The organism is Saccharopolyspora halophila, assembly GCF_039531955.1.
Classification (GTDB): Bacteria; Actinomycetota; Actinomycetes; order Mycobacteriales; family Pseudonocardiaceae; genus Saccharopolyspora; species Saccharopolyspora halophila.
In genome coordinates, this window is sequence record NZ_BAAARA010000003.1 from 78011 (window position 1) to 92782 (window position 14772).

Annotated in this window: 16 protein-coding genes; 10 read left to right on the forward strand and 6 right to left on the reverse strand. The window is 71.0% G+C overall.

All coding sequences use genetic code 11. The annotated features are described in order from the left end of the window. Positions 1 to 64: 64 nt before the first annotated feature. From ABD289_RS05625 to ABD289_RS05640, 4 genes are all read right to left on the reverse strand, one after another. Positions 65 to 2008, reverse strand: a complete 1944-nt coding sequence (locus tag ABD289_RS05625; RefSeq protein WP_344127298.1) for a YhgE/Pip family protein — start codon at positions 2006 to 2008, stop codon at positions 65 to 67. Beyond that, positions 2005 to 2634, reverse strand: a complete 630-nt coding sequence (locus ABD289_RS05630; protein ID WP_344127300.1) for an ATP-binding cassette domain-containing protein — start codon at positions 2632 to 2634, stop codon at positions 2005 to 2007. Before ABD289_RS05630 ends, ABD289_RS05625 begins: the two co-directional genes overlap by 4 nt. 92 nt (positions 2635 to 2726) lie before the next feature. Then, on the reverse strand, positions 2727 to 3230 hold the full coding sequence (locus tag ABD289_RS05635; RefSeq protein ID WP_344127303.1) for a 2'-5' RNA ligase family protein: 504 nt from the start codon (positions 3228 to 3230) through the stop codon (positions 2727 to 2729). Continuing rightward, a complete protein-coding gene (locus ABD289_RS05640; RefSeq protein ID WP_344127305.1) occupies positions 3230 to 4132 on the reverse strand; it encodes an HhH-GPD family protein in 903 nt (300 codons plus the stop codon). The genes ABD289_RS05635 and ABD289_RS05640 overlap by 1 nt, the downstream gene beginning before the upstream one ends. A 333-nt stretch (positions 4133 to 4465) precedes the next feature. Here ABD289_RS05640 and ABD289_RS05645 point away from each other — a divergent pair, with 333 nt between their 5' ends. Further along, on the forward strand, positions 4466 to 5080 hold the full coding sequence (locus ABD289_RS05645; protein WP_344127308.1) for a hypothetical protein: 615 nt from the start codon (positions 4466 to 4468) through the stop codon (positions 5078 to 5080). Positions 5081 to 5101: 21 nt separating this feature from the next. On the opposite strand, the gene radA is transcribed toward ABD289_RS05645, so the two are convergent. Further along, positions 5102 to 6484: a DNA repair protein RadA gene (radA, locus tag ABD289_RS05650; RefSeq protein ID WP_344127310.1), complete on the reverse strand. Its 1383-nt coding sequence runs from the start codon at positions 6482 to 6484 to the stop codon at positions 5102 to 5104. Between the two features lie 101 nt (positions 6485 to 6585). Further along, entirely contained in the window at positions 6586 to 7170 is a 585-nt protein-coding gene (locus ABD289_RS05655; RefSeq protein WP_344127312.1) for a copper chaperone PCu(A)C domain-containing protein, read from the reverse strand. A gap of 290 nt (positions 7171 to 7460) precedes the next feature. Here ABD289_RS05655 and ABD289_RS05660 point away from each other — a divergent pair, with 290 nt between their 5' ends. The 9 genes from ABD289_RS05660 (at position 7461) to ABD289_RS05700 (ending at position 14763) form a co-directional block, all read left to right on the forward strand. Next, entirely contained in the window at positions 7461 to 7949 is a 489-nt protein-coding gene (locus ABD289_RS05660) for a CarD family transcriptional regulator (RefSeq protein ID WP_344127314.1), read from the forward strand. Between the two features lie 15 nt (positions 7950 to 7964). After that, positions 7965 to 8642, forward strand: coding sequence for a 2-C-methyl-D-erythritol 4-phosphate cytidylyltransferase (ispD, locus tag ABD289_RS05665; protein ID WP_344127316.1), 678 nt, complete (start codon positions 7965 to 7967; stop codon positions 8640 to 8642). Between the two features lie 16 nt (positions 8643 to 8658). Continuing rightward, complete coding sequence (gene ispF, locus ABD289_RS05670) at positions 8659 to 9135, forward strand: 2-C-methyl-D-erythritol 2,4-cyclodiphosphate synthase (protein WP_344127318.1); 477 nt, start codon at positions 8659 to 8661, stop codon at positions 9133 to 9135. Between the two features lie 100 nt (positions 9136 to 9235). Continuing rightward, a complete protein-coding gene (locus ABD289_RS05675) occupies positions 9236 to 9463 on the forward strand; it encodes a hypothetical protein (protein WP_344127321.1) in 228 nt (75 codons plus the stop codon). Positions 9464 to 9574: 111 nt separating this feature from the next. Next, on the forward strand, positions 9575 to 10255 hold the full coding sequence (locus tag ABD289_RS05680; protein WP_344127324.1) for an HAD family hydrolase: 681 nt from the start codon (positions 9575 to 9577) through the stop codon (positions 10253 to 10255). A 60-nt stretch (positions 10256 to 10315) separates the two neighbouring features. Beyond that, positions 10316 to 11704 (forward strand): cysteine--tRNA ligase, encoded by a 1389-nt coding sequence (gene cysS / locus ABD289_RS05685; protein ID WP_344127327.1) that lies wholly within the window; start codon positions 10316 to 10318, stop codon positions 11702 to 11704. A 3-nt stretch (positions 11705 to 11707) separates the two neighbouring features. Next, entirely contained in the window at positions 11708 to 12664 is a 957-nt protein-coding gene (gene rlmB, locus ABD289_RS05690; RefSeq protein WP_344127329.1) for a 23S rRNA (guanosine(2251)-2'-O)-methyltransferase RlmB, read from the forward strand. 147 nt (positions 12665 to 12811) lie between these two features. After that, positions 12812 to 14245 carry an MBOAT family O-acyltransferase gene (locus ABD289_RS05695; RefSeq protein ID WP_344128069.1) on the forward strand — a complete coding sequence of 478 codons (1434 nt, stop codon included), beginning with the start codon at positions 12812 to 12814 and terminating at the stop codon, positions 14243 to 14245. A gap of 68 nt (positions 14246 to 14313) precedes the next feature. Further along, positions 14314 to 14763 carry a GtrA family protein gene (locus ABD289_RS05700; protein WP_344127331.1) on the forward strand — a complete coding sequence of 150 codons (450 nt, stop codon included), beginning with the start codon at positions 14314 to 14316 and terminating at the stop codon, positions 14761 to 14763. Positions 14764 to 14772: the final 9 nt, after the last annotated feature.

Here is a 14772-nt window from a genome sequence, read left to right on the forward strand (position 1 = left end):
GAAATGTCCGGACAGTTTTAGGCAAAACTGTCAGCTCGACGAGCGCGCCTGCTTCGCGGCGGGTCTAGGCGAGTTCGAGCTGGGGGTGCAGGCGGGCGATGGTCCAGGTGCGTCTGCGTTGGACGGTGATGGTGGTCGCGAGCAGGAAGACCACGAGGACTCCGGCCAAGACCGCGGTGTCTCGGAGCAGATGGGTGGTCAGGCCGCCCGAGATCGTCACCCGGAGGCCGTCGATGAGGTAGGTCATCGGCAGGAACGGGTGAATCGCCTGGAAGAAGGCCGGACTCGTCTCCATCGGGTACAGGCCGCCGGCCGCGGTGAGCTGCAGGACCAGCAGCACCAGCGAGGCCAGGTCGCCGATGGTGCCGAAGGCGGTGCGCAGGAAGTGGTCGATGGCCGTGAACGTCACGGCGGCCAGCGAGATCAGCCCCACGGTCCACCACAGGTGCACGGGGTTCAGGCCGAGGCCGTAATCGACCACCACGAACAGCACCAGCCCGCCGAGCACGCCCAAGGCCGCCGCGGGCAGCAGACCGGCCAGCATGATCGTCCACGCGTTCACCCGGTCGGCCAGCGCGCGCAGGTTCACCGGCCGCAGCAGCAGGTAGGCGAACAGCCCGAACACCCACAGCGCGATGGCGAAGAAGAACGGCGCCAGCCCCCGGCCGTAGACGTGCGCCGGGTTGAGGTTGCTGGTGCTGATCTGCGCGGGTGAGCCGAGCACGTCGGTGGCGCGGGCGACTTCGGTCGGGTTGGTCGGCGGCAGCCTGCGAAGCGCGTCGTCGACGAGCTTCTGCAGCTGCGTCGCGCCGTCGTTGAGCTGGCCCGCCCCGGTGCGCAGGGTGTCGCTGCTGGAGGTGAGGGTGTCCATCCCGCCGTTGATCGCGCTCGCTCCGGCGGCCAGTTCCCCGGTGCCGGTGCGCAGCGTGTCCAGCGGTGCGGTCATCGACCACACCCGCTGCTGCAGCGGACCCACGCTCGACTGCAGCGCGAGCGCGCGCCGGTTGGCATCGGTCGCGTCGGACAGCGCCCGCCGGGCTTCGGCGTCGGCCGCGTTCGCGCTGTCCGAAACCCGGCTCGCCGCGCGCAGCGCCTGCTGATAGGTGGGATCCCCGCGCAGCTGCGGATGTCGTTCGCCGAGCCGCTGCACCGCCGAAAGCCCTTCGGTGGCGTCGCGCTGGACGGCGTCGGCGGCCGCGGTGATCCGAGTGAGCGCGTTGACCGCGACCTCGCTGGCGTGCACCAGGGAGTTCACCGCTTCCGGGAGTTGCCCGGCGGCGAAATCGGCCATGCCGGTCAGCCGCGCGTCCAGCTGCTCGACCGCGCTCGAGACGTCCTGCGCACCGCGCGAAACCATGCCCGTTCCGTCCCGCACCCCGCCGAGCCCGCGACGGAGCCCGTCGGTGCCCTGCTCGGCGAGCTCGGTGCCGTTGACCAGCTGCTCGCTGGCCTCGGAAGCGGTGGTCAGCCGCTCCCTGATCCGGCCCATCTCGCCGTAGAGCGCGCGGGCGTAGCCGGCGTGCGCGGCCGCGTTGATCTGCTCCTGCAGCCGGGTCTGCACGGTGTCGGCCATGATCCCGACGATGTAGCCGTTCGCGTCGTTCTTGACCAGCCGGACCTTGGCGTGCTCCGGGTTGCCGTTGGCCGCGGCGGCCAGCTTGGCGCTGAAGTCCCGCGGCACCTCGATGCTGAAGTAGAAGCGACCTTCCTCGAGCCCGCGCCGCGCGGTCGCCGGACGCACGAAGTGCCAGGCGAACACGTCGTTCGCCTTGAGCCGCTCCACGAACATCGCGCCCGCGTCGATGTGCTCGCCCCGCGCGTCGACCGGCCGGTCGTTGTTGACCACCGCGACCGGAACTCGGTCCAGCCGGCCGTACGGGTCCCAGTTCGACCAGAGGTACAGCGCGCCGTAGAGCAGCGGGATGAGGATCAGCACGACCGGGATCACCCGGCGCAGCCGTCCCCGGAAGCGCCGCAGCTCCAGCCAGGCGAGCCGGATCGCCTTCACGAGTCGGCCAGCCTGATCACATCGACCTCGCCCGACGGCGGATCGGTGGAACCGGCGATCACCGTCATCCCGATCCGGGTGAGGTCGCGCAACACCGCCCACACCCGCGCGCGCTGCTCGGCGGGCAGGCCCTTCTCGACGTCGTCCACCACGATCGCGCCGGGTGCGTTGGCCGCTGCCAGCGCGAGCGCCAGCAGCAGTTGCTCGTCGTCGGGCAGCTCGCCGATGAGCTCGTGCGGATCGGGATCGAGCCCGACGAGCGCGAAACCGGACTCGATCGTGCTCCTGGTGGCGTCACCGATCAGCCGCCGCTCCTTGATCGCCTCGCCGACGGTGTGCCACTCCTCGAGCTCGCAGCCCGGCCGGATCCGGGCGGGCTGGACGAGCTTGCGCACCTTGCGGGCCTGGCGCGGCAACCGGAGCCCGTCGACCTCCAGCCATCCCGAGAGCGCGCGCATCCGGCCGGAGAGCACGAGCAGCAGCGCGGTGCGCCCGGACCCGCCGGGCCCGGTCACGGCGGCCAGCGAACCGGGTTCGACGCGCAGGTCGAGGTCGGAGAACACGAGCCCTTCGGGGCCGTCGGCGGCGAGCCCCTGCCCCAGGACGCTCACGCCGTGGACGTACATCGAAACCTCCCCTCGGCGGCCGCGGTGAGTCCAAAGTGGCCGCTATCGGGAAGATCGGCAACCGCAGAGCCGTGGCCGGGGGATCGGGGAGTTCAGCGCAGCATTTCGGTCGCGCCACCGCGCGTGTCGAGCACGCCGACCTCGGCCACGGCCGCGCGCACCGGTTCCGGCGGCAGCAGCGCGCCGAAACCGGCCGTCAGCTGGGCCTCGGACAGCCCTTCCGCGAGCGAGCAGCGGGGGATCCAGGCGCCGGGGAAGTGGTAGGCCGACGGGTTGCGGACCTTGCCGGCCAGCACGTCGTGGACGGCCGAGTGCACGGCGAGCAGTTCGGCGTCGGCCACGGCGCCCAGCAGCAGCGCCCGGTCTTCACCGGGCAGCGTGCCCAAGGTGTGCAGCCACAGGTCCGGGATGGACAGCAGGCGCAGCTCGGAGCGCAGCGCGGTGCGCGCCGCCGCCGGGATGCTGCCCGCCGCCGCGAGAACCACGTTCGGCCGTCCTGCCCCGACCGGGACCCCGGCGCCGGACAACCGCCGCCGCAGCTGGAGCAGCCGCTTCTCGGTGTCGTCGTCGAAGAAGAACGCCAGGGCCTCGGCCATCAGTGCTCCCCGGGGAGCGCGAAGCGGCCGTCGGCGGTTTGCTCGACGAGGCCGTCGACCAGCAGGGAGTCCAGGCAGCGGTCGCGCTGGCCCGCTTCGGACCACGCCCGGTCGAGCCGTTCGCGGGAGACCGGGCCGTCGGCTCCGCGCAGCACGTCGAGGAGCTTGCCGCGCACCTGCCGGTCGGTGCCGGCGAACTTCTGCACCTTCTTCGGCGGTCCCGCGTAGGCGGGCCTGCCCGCGTGCTGCCAGGCGCAGTCGGCGGCGAGGGGACATTCCTCGCAGCGCGGCGAGCGGACCGTGCACAGCACCTGCCCGAGCTCCATCAGCGCTGCCGAGAGCTTCGCGGCTGTGGCGTCGTCGGAGGGCAGCAGCGCGTCGACGTCGGCGAGGTCGCGCTTGGGCGAGGGCGGTCCGGCGTCACCGGCGCCGTGCACCGCGCGGGCGACCACCCGGCGGACGTTGGTGTCGACCACCGGTGCGCGCTTGCCGTAGGCGAAGGCGGCGACGGCGCGGGCCGTGTAGGTGCCGATGCCCGGCAGCGCGAGCAGGGTGTCCACGTCGCCGGGGACCACGTCGTCGTGCTCGGCGGCGATCTCGGCGGCGGCGTCGTGCAGCCGCAGCGCCCTGCGCGGGTAGCCGAGCTTGCCCCACGCGCGCAGCACCTCGCCCTGCGGCTCGGCGGCCAGGTCGGAGGGGCGCGGCCAGCGGCGCATCCACTCCTCCCAGATCGGCTGGACGCGGTTGACCGGCGTCTGCTGCAGCATCGTTTCGCTGACCAGCACGCCCCAGCCGGTCACGCCCGGCGAACGCCAGGGCAGCCGGCGGGCGGTGCGGGCGAACCAGTCGACGAGCTCGAGGAGATCCAGCCGGGTGTCGGCGGCGGTGGCAGGACTGTTCATGGCACTTCCGATCCTGCCAGGTGCCCGGGGGGCTCTCGCAGCAAGCCCGCCCCGAACACGTTCAGTGATCTTGAATCGCCCGCCGATCTCCGCCTGGATCGAACTCCAAAACCCCTGCCAACCTGCGCGAATCCGGCTCTTCGCCTCGAACGTCCCCGAGTTCCAGGGAATTCGTTGTCGCCCGGCCGGGGAGCGAACTCCGGCGGGGTTCACGCTGCGCTCGCGGGCCGAGGGGCGAGCGTGGGGAGGCTCGGGAGAGGAGATCAATGATGCGCCCGATCGGGCGATCATCGAAAGAGCCATTCAGAGTAGTCGGCGGGTTACGGTCGGTCCGTGCTTGATCCGAACGGTCCGCTCCCGCCGACGGTGTACTGGCGCCGTCGGGCGATGGCGCTCGCGGTGGCTCTGACGGTTGCGCTCCTGATCGGCTGGAGCCTGACCCTGCTGTTCGGCGGGAAGAGCGATCCGGAAGCCTCCGAGCGCTTACCCGCGCAGGCAGCTCCCGCCGCCGAGAAGCAGCCGGCCGCCGACAAGCCCACCGCCCAGCCGGAGGCGTGCCCGGACAGCGCGCTGCGCGTCGTGGCCGAGGCGGGCCGGCCCGAGTTCAAGGCGGGCGAGAAGATCAGCCTCAGCATGGTCGTCACCAACACCGGACCCGCGCCGTGCGTGCGTGACCTCAACCGCGTGCACCGCGAGATCGAGGTGCTCGGAGCCGATGACCGGCACGTGTGGTCCAGCAGCGACTGCTTCGTCGAATCGACCAACGAGAAGCCCGTGCTCGAGCCGGGGCAGTCCGCGCGCAACGACATCGTGTGGTCCGGCCTGACCTCCACCCCGGACTGCGGCCCCGACCGCAAGCGCGTTCAGCCCGGTGAGTACAAGGCCGTCGCCAAGCTCGCCGAGATCACCAGCGAACCCGTCCCGTTCAAGGTCGTCCCCGGCCGGTGACCGCTGGTCCCGGACGGGGACTCAGTCGGAACGCTTGCCGCGCACCAGCTTCAACGCGTCCTTGAGCGTCGCGACCTCGGTGACCTTGATGCCCTTGGGCACCGGACCCGGATCCGGCGGGACCAGCGCGCGGTCGAAGCCGAGCCGCGCGGCCTCGGCTAGCCGCCTGCTGACGCCGTTGACCCGGCGGATCTCGCCGGCCAGGCCGACCTCGCCGACGGCCACCAGGTTCGGCGGCAGCGGACGTCCCGTCTGCGAGGAGGCGACCGCCATCGCGATCGCCAGGTCGGCGGCGGGCTCGACGATCCGCGTACCGCCGACCGTCGCGGCGAACACGTCGTGCGATCCGGTCGGGATGCCCCCGTGCTTGCCCAACACCGCGAGCATCATCGACACGCGAGCGGAGTCCAGGCCGCTCACCGAGCGCCGCGGCATCGCCAGCTCGGTCTTCATGCTCAGCGCCTGGACCTCCACCAGCAGCGGTCGCTTGCCCTCGACCATGACCGTCACGGCGGTGCCGTCCACCGCGGTCTCCTGCCGGTTGATGAACAACCCGGAAGGATCCGGCACCTCGGCGATGCCGTCGTCGCGCTGCTCGAAGCAGCCCACCTCGTCGGCGGGGCCGAACCGGTTCTTCACGCCGCGCAGCATCCGCAGCGAGGAGTGCCGGTCGCCCTCGAACTGCAGCACCACGTCCACCAGGTGCTCGAGCACCCGCGGACCGGCGACCGCGCCGTCCTTGGTGACGTGGCCGACCAGCACGACCGGCAGCCCGCGTTCCTTGGCCAGCGCCACCAGCGCGGTCGTCACCGCGCGGACCTGGGTCACGCCGCCCGGCGTGCCCTCGGCCTCGGCCGACTGCACCGTCTGCACGGAGTCCACGATCAGCAGGCCGGGCTTGACCGCGTCGACGTGCCCGAACACGGCCGACAGATCGCTCTCGGCGCCCAGGAAGAGCTCCGGGTGCACCGAGTCGGTGCGCTCGGCGCGCAGCCGCACCTGTCCGGCCGATTCCTCACCGGTGACGTACAGCGAAGGGCCCGGCGACTTCCCGGAGGCCCACCGGTGCGCGACCTCGAGCAGAAGTGTGGACTTGCCCACACCCGGCTCGCCCGCCAGCAGGGCGACCGCGCCGGGCACGATGCCGCCGCCGAGCACGCGATCGAGCTCGTCGATCCCGGTGGACACCGATCGGGCCGAGTCCAGGTCGACCTCGGCGATCGGGCGAGCGGGGGTGGCTGGGGCGCCCGCGGAGACCTTCGCCAGCGCCGGACGGGCCGGGGCCGCCTCGTCGATCGTGCCCCAGGCCTGGCAGGAGGGGCAGCGACCGACCCACTTGGCGACCTCGTGGCCGCAGTCGGCGCAGCGAAACGCGGGGCGGGGAGTGCGGGTCTTGGAGGCCACGCGGGGAGGCTAGCCGCCGACCCCGACGATCACGGGTTCCGGCCCTCCCGACACACCGAAGCCCCGGATCACCTGTGGCGATCCGGGGCTTCGCGGTCAGGTCAGTGCTCGGACTGGCCCTCGTGGCCCTCGGCAGGCGGGTTGCCGTGCTCCGGGCGCGGGCTGTCGTCCTGGCCGATCGGGACCTGCACGGTGACCTGCCCCGCCTTGGCGAAGCTGAAGGTCACCGGAACGGTCACGCCCGGGCTGATCTGCTGCTTGAGGCCTTGCAGCGTGATGTCCACGATGCGGGCGTCCTCGCCGGGGGCGAGATCCTCGTTCTCCCCGACGGCGTGCAGCGCGGTGTTGGTGGGCAGGCTGGTCTCGCCGCTGACCGCGGCCGAGGCCGCGTACGGGCTGGAGACCGAGACGAGCTCGTCGTCCGGACCCTGGTTGGACAGGACCAACTCCATCGGGGCCGACGAACCCGCCCGGTAGAAGGTGGCCTCGGACGGGAAGGCGAGGGTGGCGTCGCGCACGGCGACGTCCTTGACGTCGCCACTGCCGCCGTTGACGGCGGCGACCTGGGTGTCGGTCTCGGTTACCTGACCGGCACTGCACCCTGCGAGGGCGACAACGGCGCCGAGTCCGAGTGCGGCCGGGATCAACCGCAGGCGGACGGCCTTGAGGTGCTGAGGGCGGCTCACGGTTGCAGCGTCCTTCCTGATTGCCGGACAACCACGTGGAGCTTAATCCCCACCCCTGGCGGCTCGCTCCAGGGGCTAGCCCAACTACTCATCGCGCGGGTCGCGAAGCCGCCCAGCTGGATGGTCCATTATGGACGGTTTCACAGGGACGAAGGGTGTCGTCTTGCACGTCCGGGGGTTCTTTGTCAAGTCCTGTCCATGGCCTGACCTGCGAATATGTTTTCAGAGGTCGGCGGTGCCCGGTTGCTCTGCCGTGCTAAAGTGGGGCTAGCGAAAGGGGCAGAGGACACATGGTTTTCAAGGTCGGAGAGACCGTCGTCTACCCGCATCACGGTGCCGCGCTCATCGAAGCAATCGAGACTCGTGTGATCAAGGGCGAGGAGAAGCAGTACCTCGTCCTCAGGGTCGCGCAGGGCGACCTGACGGTGCGCGTTCCCGCGGACAACGCCGAGATCGTCGGTGTTCGGGACGTCGTCGGGCAAGAGGGTCTGGATCATGTTTTCGACGTGCTGCGGACGCCGCACACCGAAGAGCCCACGAACTGGTCTCGGCGGTACAAGGCCAACCTGGAGAAGCTCGCCTCCGGCGATGTGAACAAGGTTGCTGAAGTGGTGCGCGACCTCTGGCGACGCGAGAAGGATCGTGGCCTGTCCGCAGGCGAGAAGCGAATGCTGGCGAAAGCCCGCCAGATCCTGGTCAGCGAGTTGGCCCTGGCGGAGGGCACTGACGAGGGCAAAGCGGAAACGCTGCTGGACGAAGTCCTGGCGACCGCGGTCTGATATCGGGAAACAAGTGTGAGCGTTGTCGCGCTGGTCCCCGCGGCCGGCCGAGGGGTGCGCCTGGGTGCGGGACGGCCCAAGGCGTTGGTCCCCGTCAACGGTGAGTCGTTACTGCTGCGCGCGGTCCGAGGCTTGCTCGCCTCGGGCCCCGTCCAGCACGTCGTAGTGGCTGCACCACCCGATCAGGTCGATCTCGTCGCGAGCGAGCTGGTCGAGCTCGCCGCTGCGCACGTGGTGCCCGGCGGTGCCGAGCGGACCGATTCGGTGCGCCTGGCCCTGGACGCGGTGCCCGAGGTGGCTCCGGACGCCCGCGTGGTGCTCGTGCACGACGCGGCGCGTGCCTTCACGCCCGCCTCGGTGATCCGCGACGTCGTCGGCGCGGTGGAATCCGGTGCGCCCGCGGTGATCCCGGTGCTGCCGGTGGCCGACACCATCAAGGAGGTCGACGACGCCGGCGACGTCGTCTCGACCGTCGACCGCTCGCGCCTGCGCGCGGTCCAGACCCCGCAGGGCTTCGCCATCGACATGCTGCGCCAGGCCTACGCCGAGGCCGGCGACATCGCGACCGATGACGCGGGCCTGGTCGAGCGGATCGGTGGCAAGGTGCACACCGTCGACGGCCACCCGGACGCCCTGAAGATCACCACCGCCTTCGACCTGGCCGTCGCGGAATCCGTGCTCACCCGCTCCTGAACAACTGGAGACCGACTTGTCCGAACGATTGCCCTGCGTCGGTCAGGGCGTGGACGTGCATCCGGTGGCCGCGGGGCGGGACTGCTGGATGGCCGGGTTGCACTGGCCGGGCGTGGACGGCTGCGCCGGGCACTCCGATGGTGACGTCGCAGCGCATGCGCTCTGCGATGCGCTGCTGTCGGCTGCGGACCTGGGCGATCTGGGCTCGGTCTTCGGCACCGACGACGATCGCTGGGCGGGCGCGCACGGCGTCGATTTCCTGGCCGAGGTCCGCTCCCGGATCACCGCCGAGGGCCTCGCCATCGGCAACGCGACCGTGCAGGTCATCGGCAACGCCCCGCGCATCGGAAAGCGCCGCGAGGAGGCTCGGCGGGTGCTGACCGAGGCCGTCGGGGCTCCGGTGTCGGTTTCCGGCACCACCTCGGACGGCCTGGGGCTGACCGGCCGCGGCGAGGGCATCGCGGCGATCGCGACCGCTCTTGTTTTCCGCTGAGTGACGACGCGCTACCGGTGCGTGACGACTGAGCGGAGTCCGGGAAAACTCAGGGCTCGCACCCTTCTGAGCCAGGGGCGTCGCGCGCCATGCTCGGAGCATGGTGATCGAGCGGAACCGGTGGGTACGTCGGTTGCTCGTAGCGCAACCGGCCCTGCTCTGGCCCCTGTCCTTCGTCCTGTGGTCCACCGGCGACGACCTGAACCTCGCCGCCGCCGTCCTGCTGCTGTGGCTCAGCGCCGCGACCACCATCGCGGCGATAGTGCGCCCGATGTACTCGGAATCCGACTCCCGTTCGCTCAACGACCGGCGAACCCCCTGCACCTGATCGAACCGCGCCCGAGCCGCGGCACGTCCCGCTCGTGCGTTCGTGCGATCCGGGACGTGACGTGGCTCGCGCTGCGCTCTCGGGGCGGGTTCGGGCGCTTACTGTGGAGGAGTGACTGTGCGTTCGGTGATCTTCGACTTCTCCGGGACCCTGTTCCGGCTGGAAGAGGACGACTCCTGGTTCGCCGATCTCACCGATCCAGGTGGGCGGCGCTTCGACCTCGCCGAGCAGGCCGAGGTGATGCGGCGGATGACGGCGCCCTCCGGGCAGGTCGTCGAGCTCGGCGCGGAGTACGTCGACGCCTGGGAGAACCGCGACCTCGACCCGGCCGAGCACCGCAAGGTCTACCTCGAGGTGCTGCGCGCCTCCGGCGTGCCGGACGCCCAGGCGGAATCCCTCTACGGGCGGCTGATCGATCCCGGCCACTGGACCGCCTACCCGGACACCGCCGAGGTGCTGCGCCGGTTGCACGAGGCGGGCTACCGGATCGGCGTGATCAGCAACATCGCGTTCGACATCCGTCCGGCCTTCGACCGCGCCGGGATCACTCGATACGTCGAAGAATTCACGCTGTCCTACCTCGAAGGCGTGATCAAGCCGGACCCGAAGATCTTCTTGCGGACCTGCGAACGCCTCGGTGTCGCCCCGGAGGAGGCCCGGATGATCGGCGACAGCCGCGAGGCTGACGGGGGCGCGGAAGCGGTGGGTTGCCAGGTCGCGATCGTCGATCCGCTGCCCACGGCCCAGCGCCCTGCCGGTTTGCTCGACTCGGTGAGCGACCTGCTCAACTGACCCGGAACACGACAACCCTGTCGTGCTTGGTACGGAACGGTTGCCCGTACCATCGGGGACGTGAGCCTGCAGCTACATGACACCGCGACCCGGACGACTCGCGAGTTCCACCCGCGCACCGACGGAGTGGCCTCGATCTACGTCTGCGGTGCGACGGTGCAGGGCGTGCCGCACGTCGGCCACGTCCGCAGCGGGCTGAACTTCGACGTGCTGCGCCGCTGGATGCAGCACGAGGGCTACGACGTGCGCCTGGTGCGCAACGTCACCGACATCGACGACAAGATCCTCACCAAGGCCGACGAGGCGAACCGGCCCTGGTGGGAGTGGGCGGCCACGCACGAGCGGGCCTTCGAGTCGGCCTACGACCGGCTGGGCTGCCTGCCGCCGTCGGCGCTGCCGCGCGCAACCGGGCACATCACGCAGATGATCGACCTGATCCAGCGGCTGATCGACAAGGGGCACGCCTACCCGGCCGGTGGGGACGTCTACTTCGACGTGAACTCCTACGCCGACCAGTACGGACGTCTCTCCGGGCAGCGCCTCGACGAGGTGCAGCAGGGCGAGGCGGCCGAAGGCGGCAAGCGCGATCCGCGCGATTTCACGCTGTGGAAGGCCGCCAAGCCGGGCGAGCCGAGCTGGCCGACGCCGTGGGGGCACGGCAGGCCGGGCTGGCACCTGGAGTGCTCGGCGATGGCCACCTACTACCTGGGCGGCGAGTTCGACATCCACGGCGGCGGTCTGGACCTGGTCTTCCCGCACCACGAGAACGAGCTCGCCCAGTCCAACGCCGCGGGCGATGGCTTCGCCCGCTACTGGATGCACAACGCCTGGGTGACCATGAGCGGCGAGAAGATGTCGAAGTCGCTGGGCAACGTGCTGGCGATCCCGGCGGTGCTGGAGCGCGCGCGGGCTGTCGAGGTGCGCTACTACCTGGTCACGCCGCACTACCGCTCCACCATCGAGTTCTCCGACGAGGGCATGGGCGAGGCGGCCGCGGCCTACGGCCGGATCGAGAACTTCGTGGGCAAGGTCGCCGACCGCACCGGCGGCGTGCCCATGGGCGAGGTGTCCGCGGAGTTCGCCGCCGCCCTGAACGACGACCTGGGCACTCCGCAGGCGATCGCGGCGGTGCACGCCGCGGTCCGCGAGGGCAACGCGGCGCTGGACCGCGGTGACGACGAGGCGGCGCGCGCCGCGGCGTCGTCGGTGCGGACGATGACCGATGTGCTGGGTCTGGACCCGCTGTCCGAGCAGTGGGCCGAGGGTTCGGGCAACGCCGCGCACGACGCTCTGGGCGAGGTCGTGCAATTGGTGCTCGAGCAGCGCCAAAAGGCGCGCGCCGAGCGCGATTTCGCCACCGCCGACCTACTGCGCGATCGGTTGCAGGCCGGCGGGATCGCCGTCGAGGACACCCCCGACGGCCCGACGTGGACACTGAAAGACGGGTAAGACGTGGCCGGCAACGACAAGCGCCGCGGTGGCGTGCGCAAGACCAGCAAGAAGGGCATGGTCGTCGGCTCCGGCGGTCAGCGGCGACGCGGCCTGCGGGGCAAGGGCCCGACTCCGAAGGCGGAGAACCGGGTCTCGCACCCCGCGAAGCAGAAGGCCGACGCCCGCGCGAAGGCCGAGCACCAGCGCAACAAGCGCCAGCAGGCGGCGGAGAACACGCCGGAGCTGGTGGCCGGGCGGAACCCGGTGGTGGAGTGCGTCCGCGCGGGCGTCCCGGCAACGGGTCTCTACGTCGCGCAGGGCATCGACATCGACGACCGGGTCGACGAGGCGGTCCGCGAGGCCAAGCTCCGCGGCATCCCGGTGCTCGACGTTCCGCGCACCGAGCTGGACCGGATGACCAGCAACGCCGTGCACCAGGGCGTCGCCCTGCAGGTCCCGCCGTTCGAGTACGCGCACCCGGAAGAGGTGCTGCGGACCGCGGTCGACACCGGCCTGCCGCCGCTGATCGTCGTGCTGGACGGCGTCACCGATCCGCGCAACCTGGGCGCGGTCATCCGCTCGGCCGCCGCGTTCGGCGCGCACGGCGTGATCGTTCCGCAGCGCCGCAGCGCCGGGATCACCGCGGTGGCGTGGCGCACGAGCGCGGGCACGGCGGCGCAGCTGCCGGTGGCCAAGGCGGTCAACCTCACCCGCACGCTCAAGGACTTCAAGAAGGAAGGCCTGATGGTCGTCGGCCTGGACGCCGACGCCGACATCACCTCCGACCAGCTGGACCTGGCCACCGGGCCGCTGGTGGTCGTGGTCGGCTCGGAGGGGCGCGGCCTGTCCCGGCTGGTCCGGGAGACCTGCGACCAGACGGTGTCGATCCCGATGGCGACCGGCGTCGAGTCGCTCAACGCCTCGGTGGCCTCCGGCGTGGTGCTGTCCGAGGTGGCGCGCCGCAGGCGACTCCGCTGACGACCCGTCGCCGACTTCTCCTCGCGAACGCCCTCGGTTCCGGCCGGGGGCGTTCGCGCATTCCGAACCCCTTCCGGACGTCGCTCGGATAGGCTCCTGCGGTAACCCGAAGGGGGAGGCGTGGGCCTCCCGCACCCCGAGGCCCAGATGTCCTTCGCTTCACCGCTGTTCCTCTGGTACTTCCTGCCGCTGCTGCTGATCGCGGTGCTGGTCGTGCCGCGAAGCGGGCGCAACGCGGTCGTCGCGGTGGCGAGCCTGCTGTTCTACGCCAGCGGTGCGGGCGGGGCGACGGTGCTGCTGCTGTCCTGCATCGTGGTCAACTTCCTCGCGGGGCCGCGGCTGGAGCCGAGCCGGTGGCCCGCCGAGCGGCGGCGCCAGCGGTGGCTGCTGACCGGGGTGGTCGGTTTCAACCTGGCGATCCTGCTGGTGTGGAAGTACGCGGGTTTCGCGGCCGAGCAGCTGAAGGTGCTGGCGGGCTGGTTCGGCGGTGATTTCCCCGCGCTGCAACTGGCGCTGCCGATCGGGATCTCGTTCTACACCTTCCACCACATCTCCTACGTGGTGGACATCTACCGCGGCGAGCGCCCGGCGTTGCGCAGCCCGGTCGCGTTCGCGACCTACATCTCGATGTTCCCGCAGCTGGTCGCCGGACCGATCGTGCGCTACCGGGAGATCGCCGACCAGCTGCCGCAGCGGCGCACGCACCGGCTGGACGACTTCGCCGCGGGATTCCCGAGATTCGCGTGGGGGCTGACCAAGAAGGTCGTCATCGCCGACACGCTGGCCCCGATGGTCGACGCCTGCTTCGCGACGCCGAGCGAGGACATGACCTTCGCGATCGCCTGGCTGGGTGCGATCGGCTACACGATGCAGCTGTACTTCGACTTCTCGGGCTACTCGGACATGGCCATCGGTCTGGGCAGGATGCTGGGCTTCCGGCTGCCGGAGAACTTCGCCCGGCCGTACTCGTCGGTGACCATCACGGAGTTCTGGCGCCGCTGGCACATGTCGCTGTCGCGCTGGTTCCGGGACTACGTCTACGTCCCGCTGGGCGGCAACCGCCACGGCACCGCGAAGACCTACCGGAACCTGCTGATCATCTTCGTGCTCACCGGTTTCTGGCACGGCGCGGCCTGGACGTTCCTGATCTGGGGTTTGTTCCACGGGACCCTGCTGGTGCTGGAACGCCGCTTCGGCCGAGCGGCGGCACCGGCCGACCCGGTCGCCCGAACGGCTCGCCGAGCGGCGACCTTCCTGCTGGTCGTGGCGGGATGGGTGTTCTTCCGCGCCCCGGACGTCGGCACCGCGCTGGACGTCCTCGGGCACATGCTCGTCCCGGACCTCGGCGGGCTCACCGAGGTGGTCGCGGCCTCGGTCACCAACCAGCGCCTGTTCTTCCTGCTGGTGGCGCTCGTGGTCGTGCTGCTCCCGGCGGGCGGCGGCACCGGCCCGTTCCTCGAATCGGTCCGCACCCGGGAGGCCTACGCGCTGCGCGCCGGAGTCCTCACGGTCGGCCTGGCCTACGCGGGCCTGCTGGTCGCCACCGGCTCCTTCAGCCCGTTCCTCTACTACCAGTTCTGACCGGGGGCTCGGAGCGTCCGGTTGGTACGGTCGCGCTCGGGCTGGGGATTTCTCGTGATGGGGGACGGTTGACTTCGAGTTCGGCGGGTGCCGCGGCACAGCGGTCGAATCGCCTCGGGTTCTTCTCGCAGGCCCTCCGGTTCGGGATCGTCGGCATCGGTGGGGCGGTCGTCGACTACAGCAGCCTCCGGCTGCTCCTCGTGCTCGGCGTGTGGCCGGATCTGGCCCGCGTTTTCAGCTTCATCATCGGCAGCACCACCGTCTACCTGGTCAATCGCCGCTGGACGTTCACCTCGCGCCGCAACGCTCGCGAGGTGGTTTCCCTCTCGGTCGTTCTCGCGATCACGTTCGGCCTGGTGGTGGGCGTGAACGCGGTGGCCCGGCGCGCGCTGCCCGAGTCGGCGTGGCCGATCACGCTCGCCTGGGCGATTTCCCAGGCCGTGGCGACCACCTTCAACTTCCTCGCCCAACGCTCCTTCGTCTTCCGGCACGCACCCGGGCAGTCCTCGGAACGCTGAGCGCCGCTG

Bases quoted from the DNA above. Each gene is read 5' to 3' on its own strand.
- ABD289_RS05635 (WP_344127303.1), bottom strand. From the start codon at position 3,230: ATGGCCGAGGCCCTGGCGTTCTTCTTCGACGACGACACCGAGAAGCGG.
- ABD289_RS05695 (WP_344128069.1), top strand. From the start codon at position 12,812: ATGTCCTTCGCTTCACCGCTGTTCCTCTGGTACTTCCTGCCGCTGCTG.
- ABD289_RS05630 (WP_344127300.1), bottom strand. From the start codon at position 2,634: ATGTACGTCCACGGCGTGAGCGTCCTGGGGCAGGGGCTCGCCGCCGAC.
- ABD289_RS05640 (WP_344127305.1), bottom strand. From the start codon at position 4,132: ATGAACAGTCCTGCCACCGCCGCCGACACCCGGCTGGATCTCCTCGAG.
- ABD289_RS05675 (WP_344127321.1), top strand. From the start codon at position 9,236: ATGGTGATCGAGCGGAACCGGTGGGTACGTCGGTTGCTCGTAGCGCAA.
- ABD289_RS05660 (WP_344127314.1), top strand. From the start codon at position 7,461: ATGGTTTTCAAGGTCGGAGAGACCGTCGTCTACCCGCATCACGGTGCC.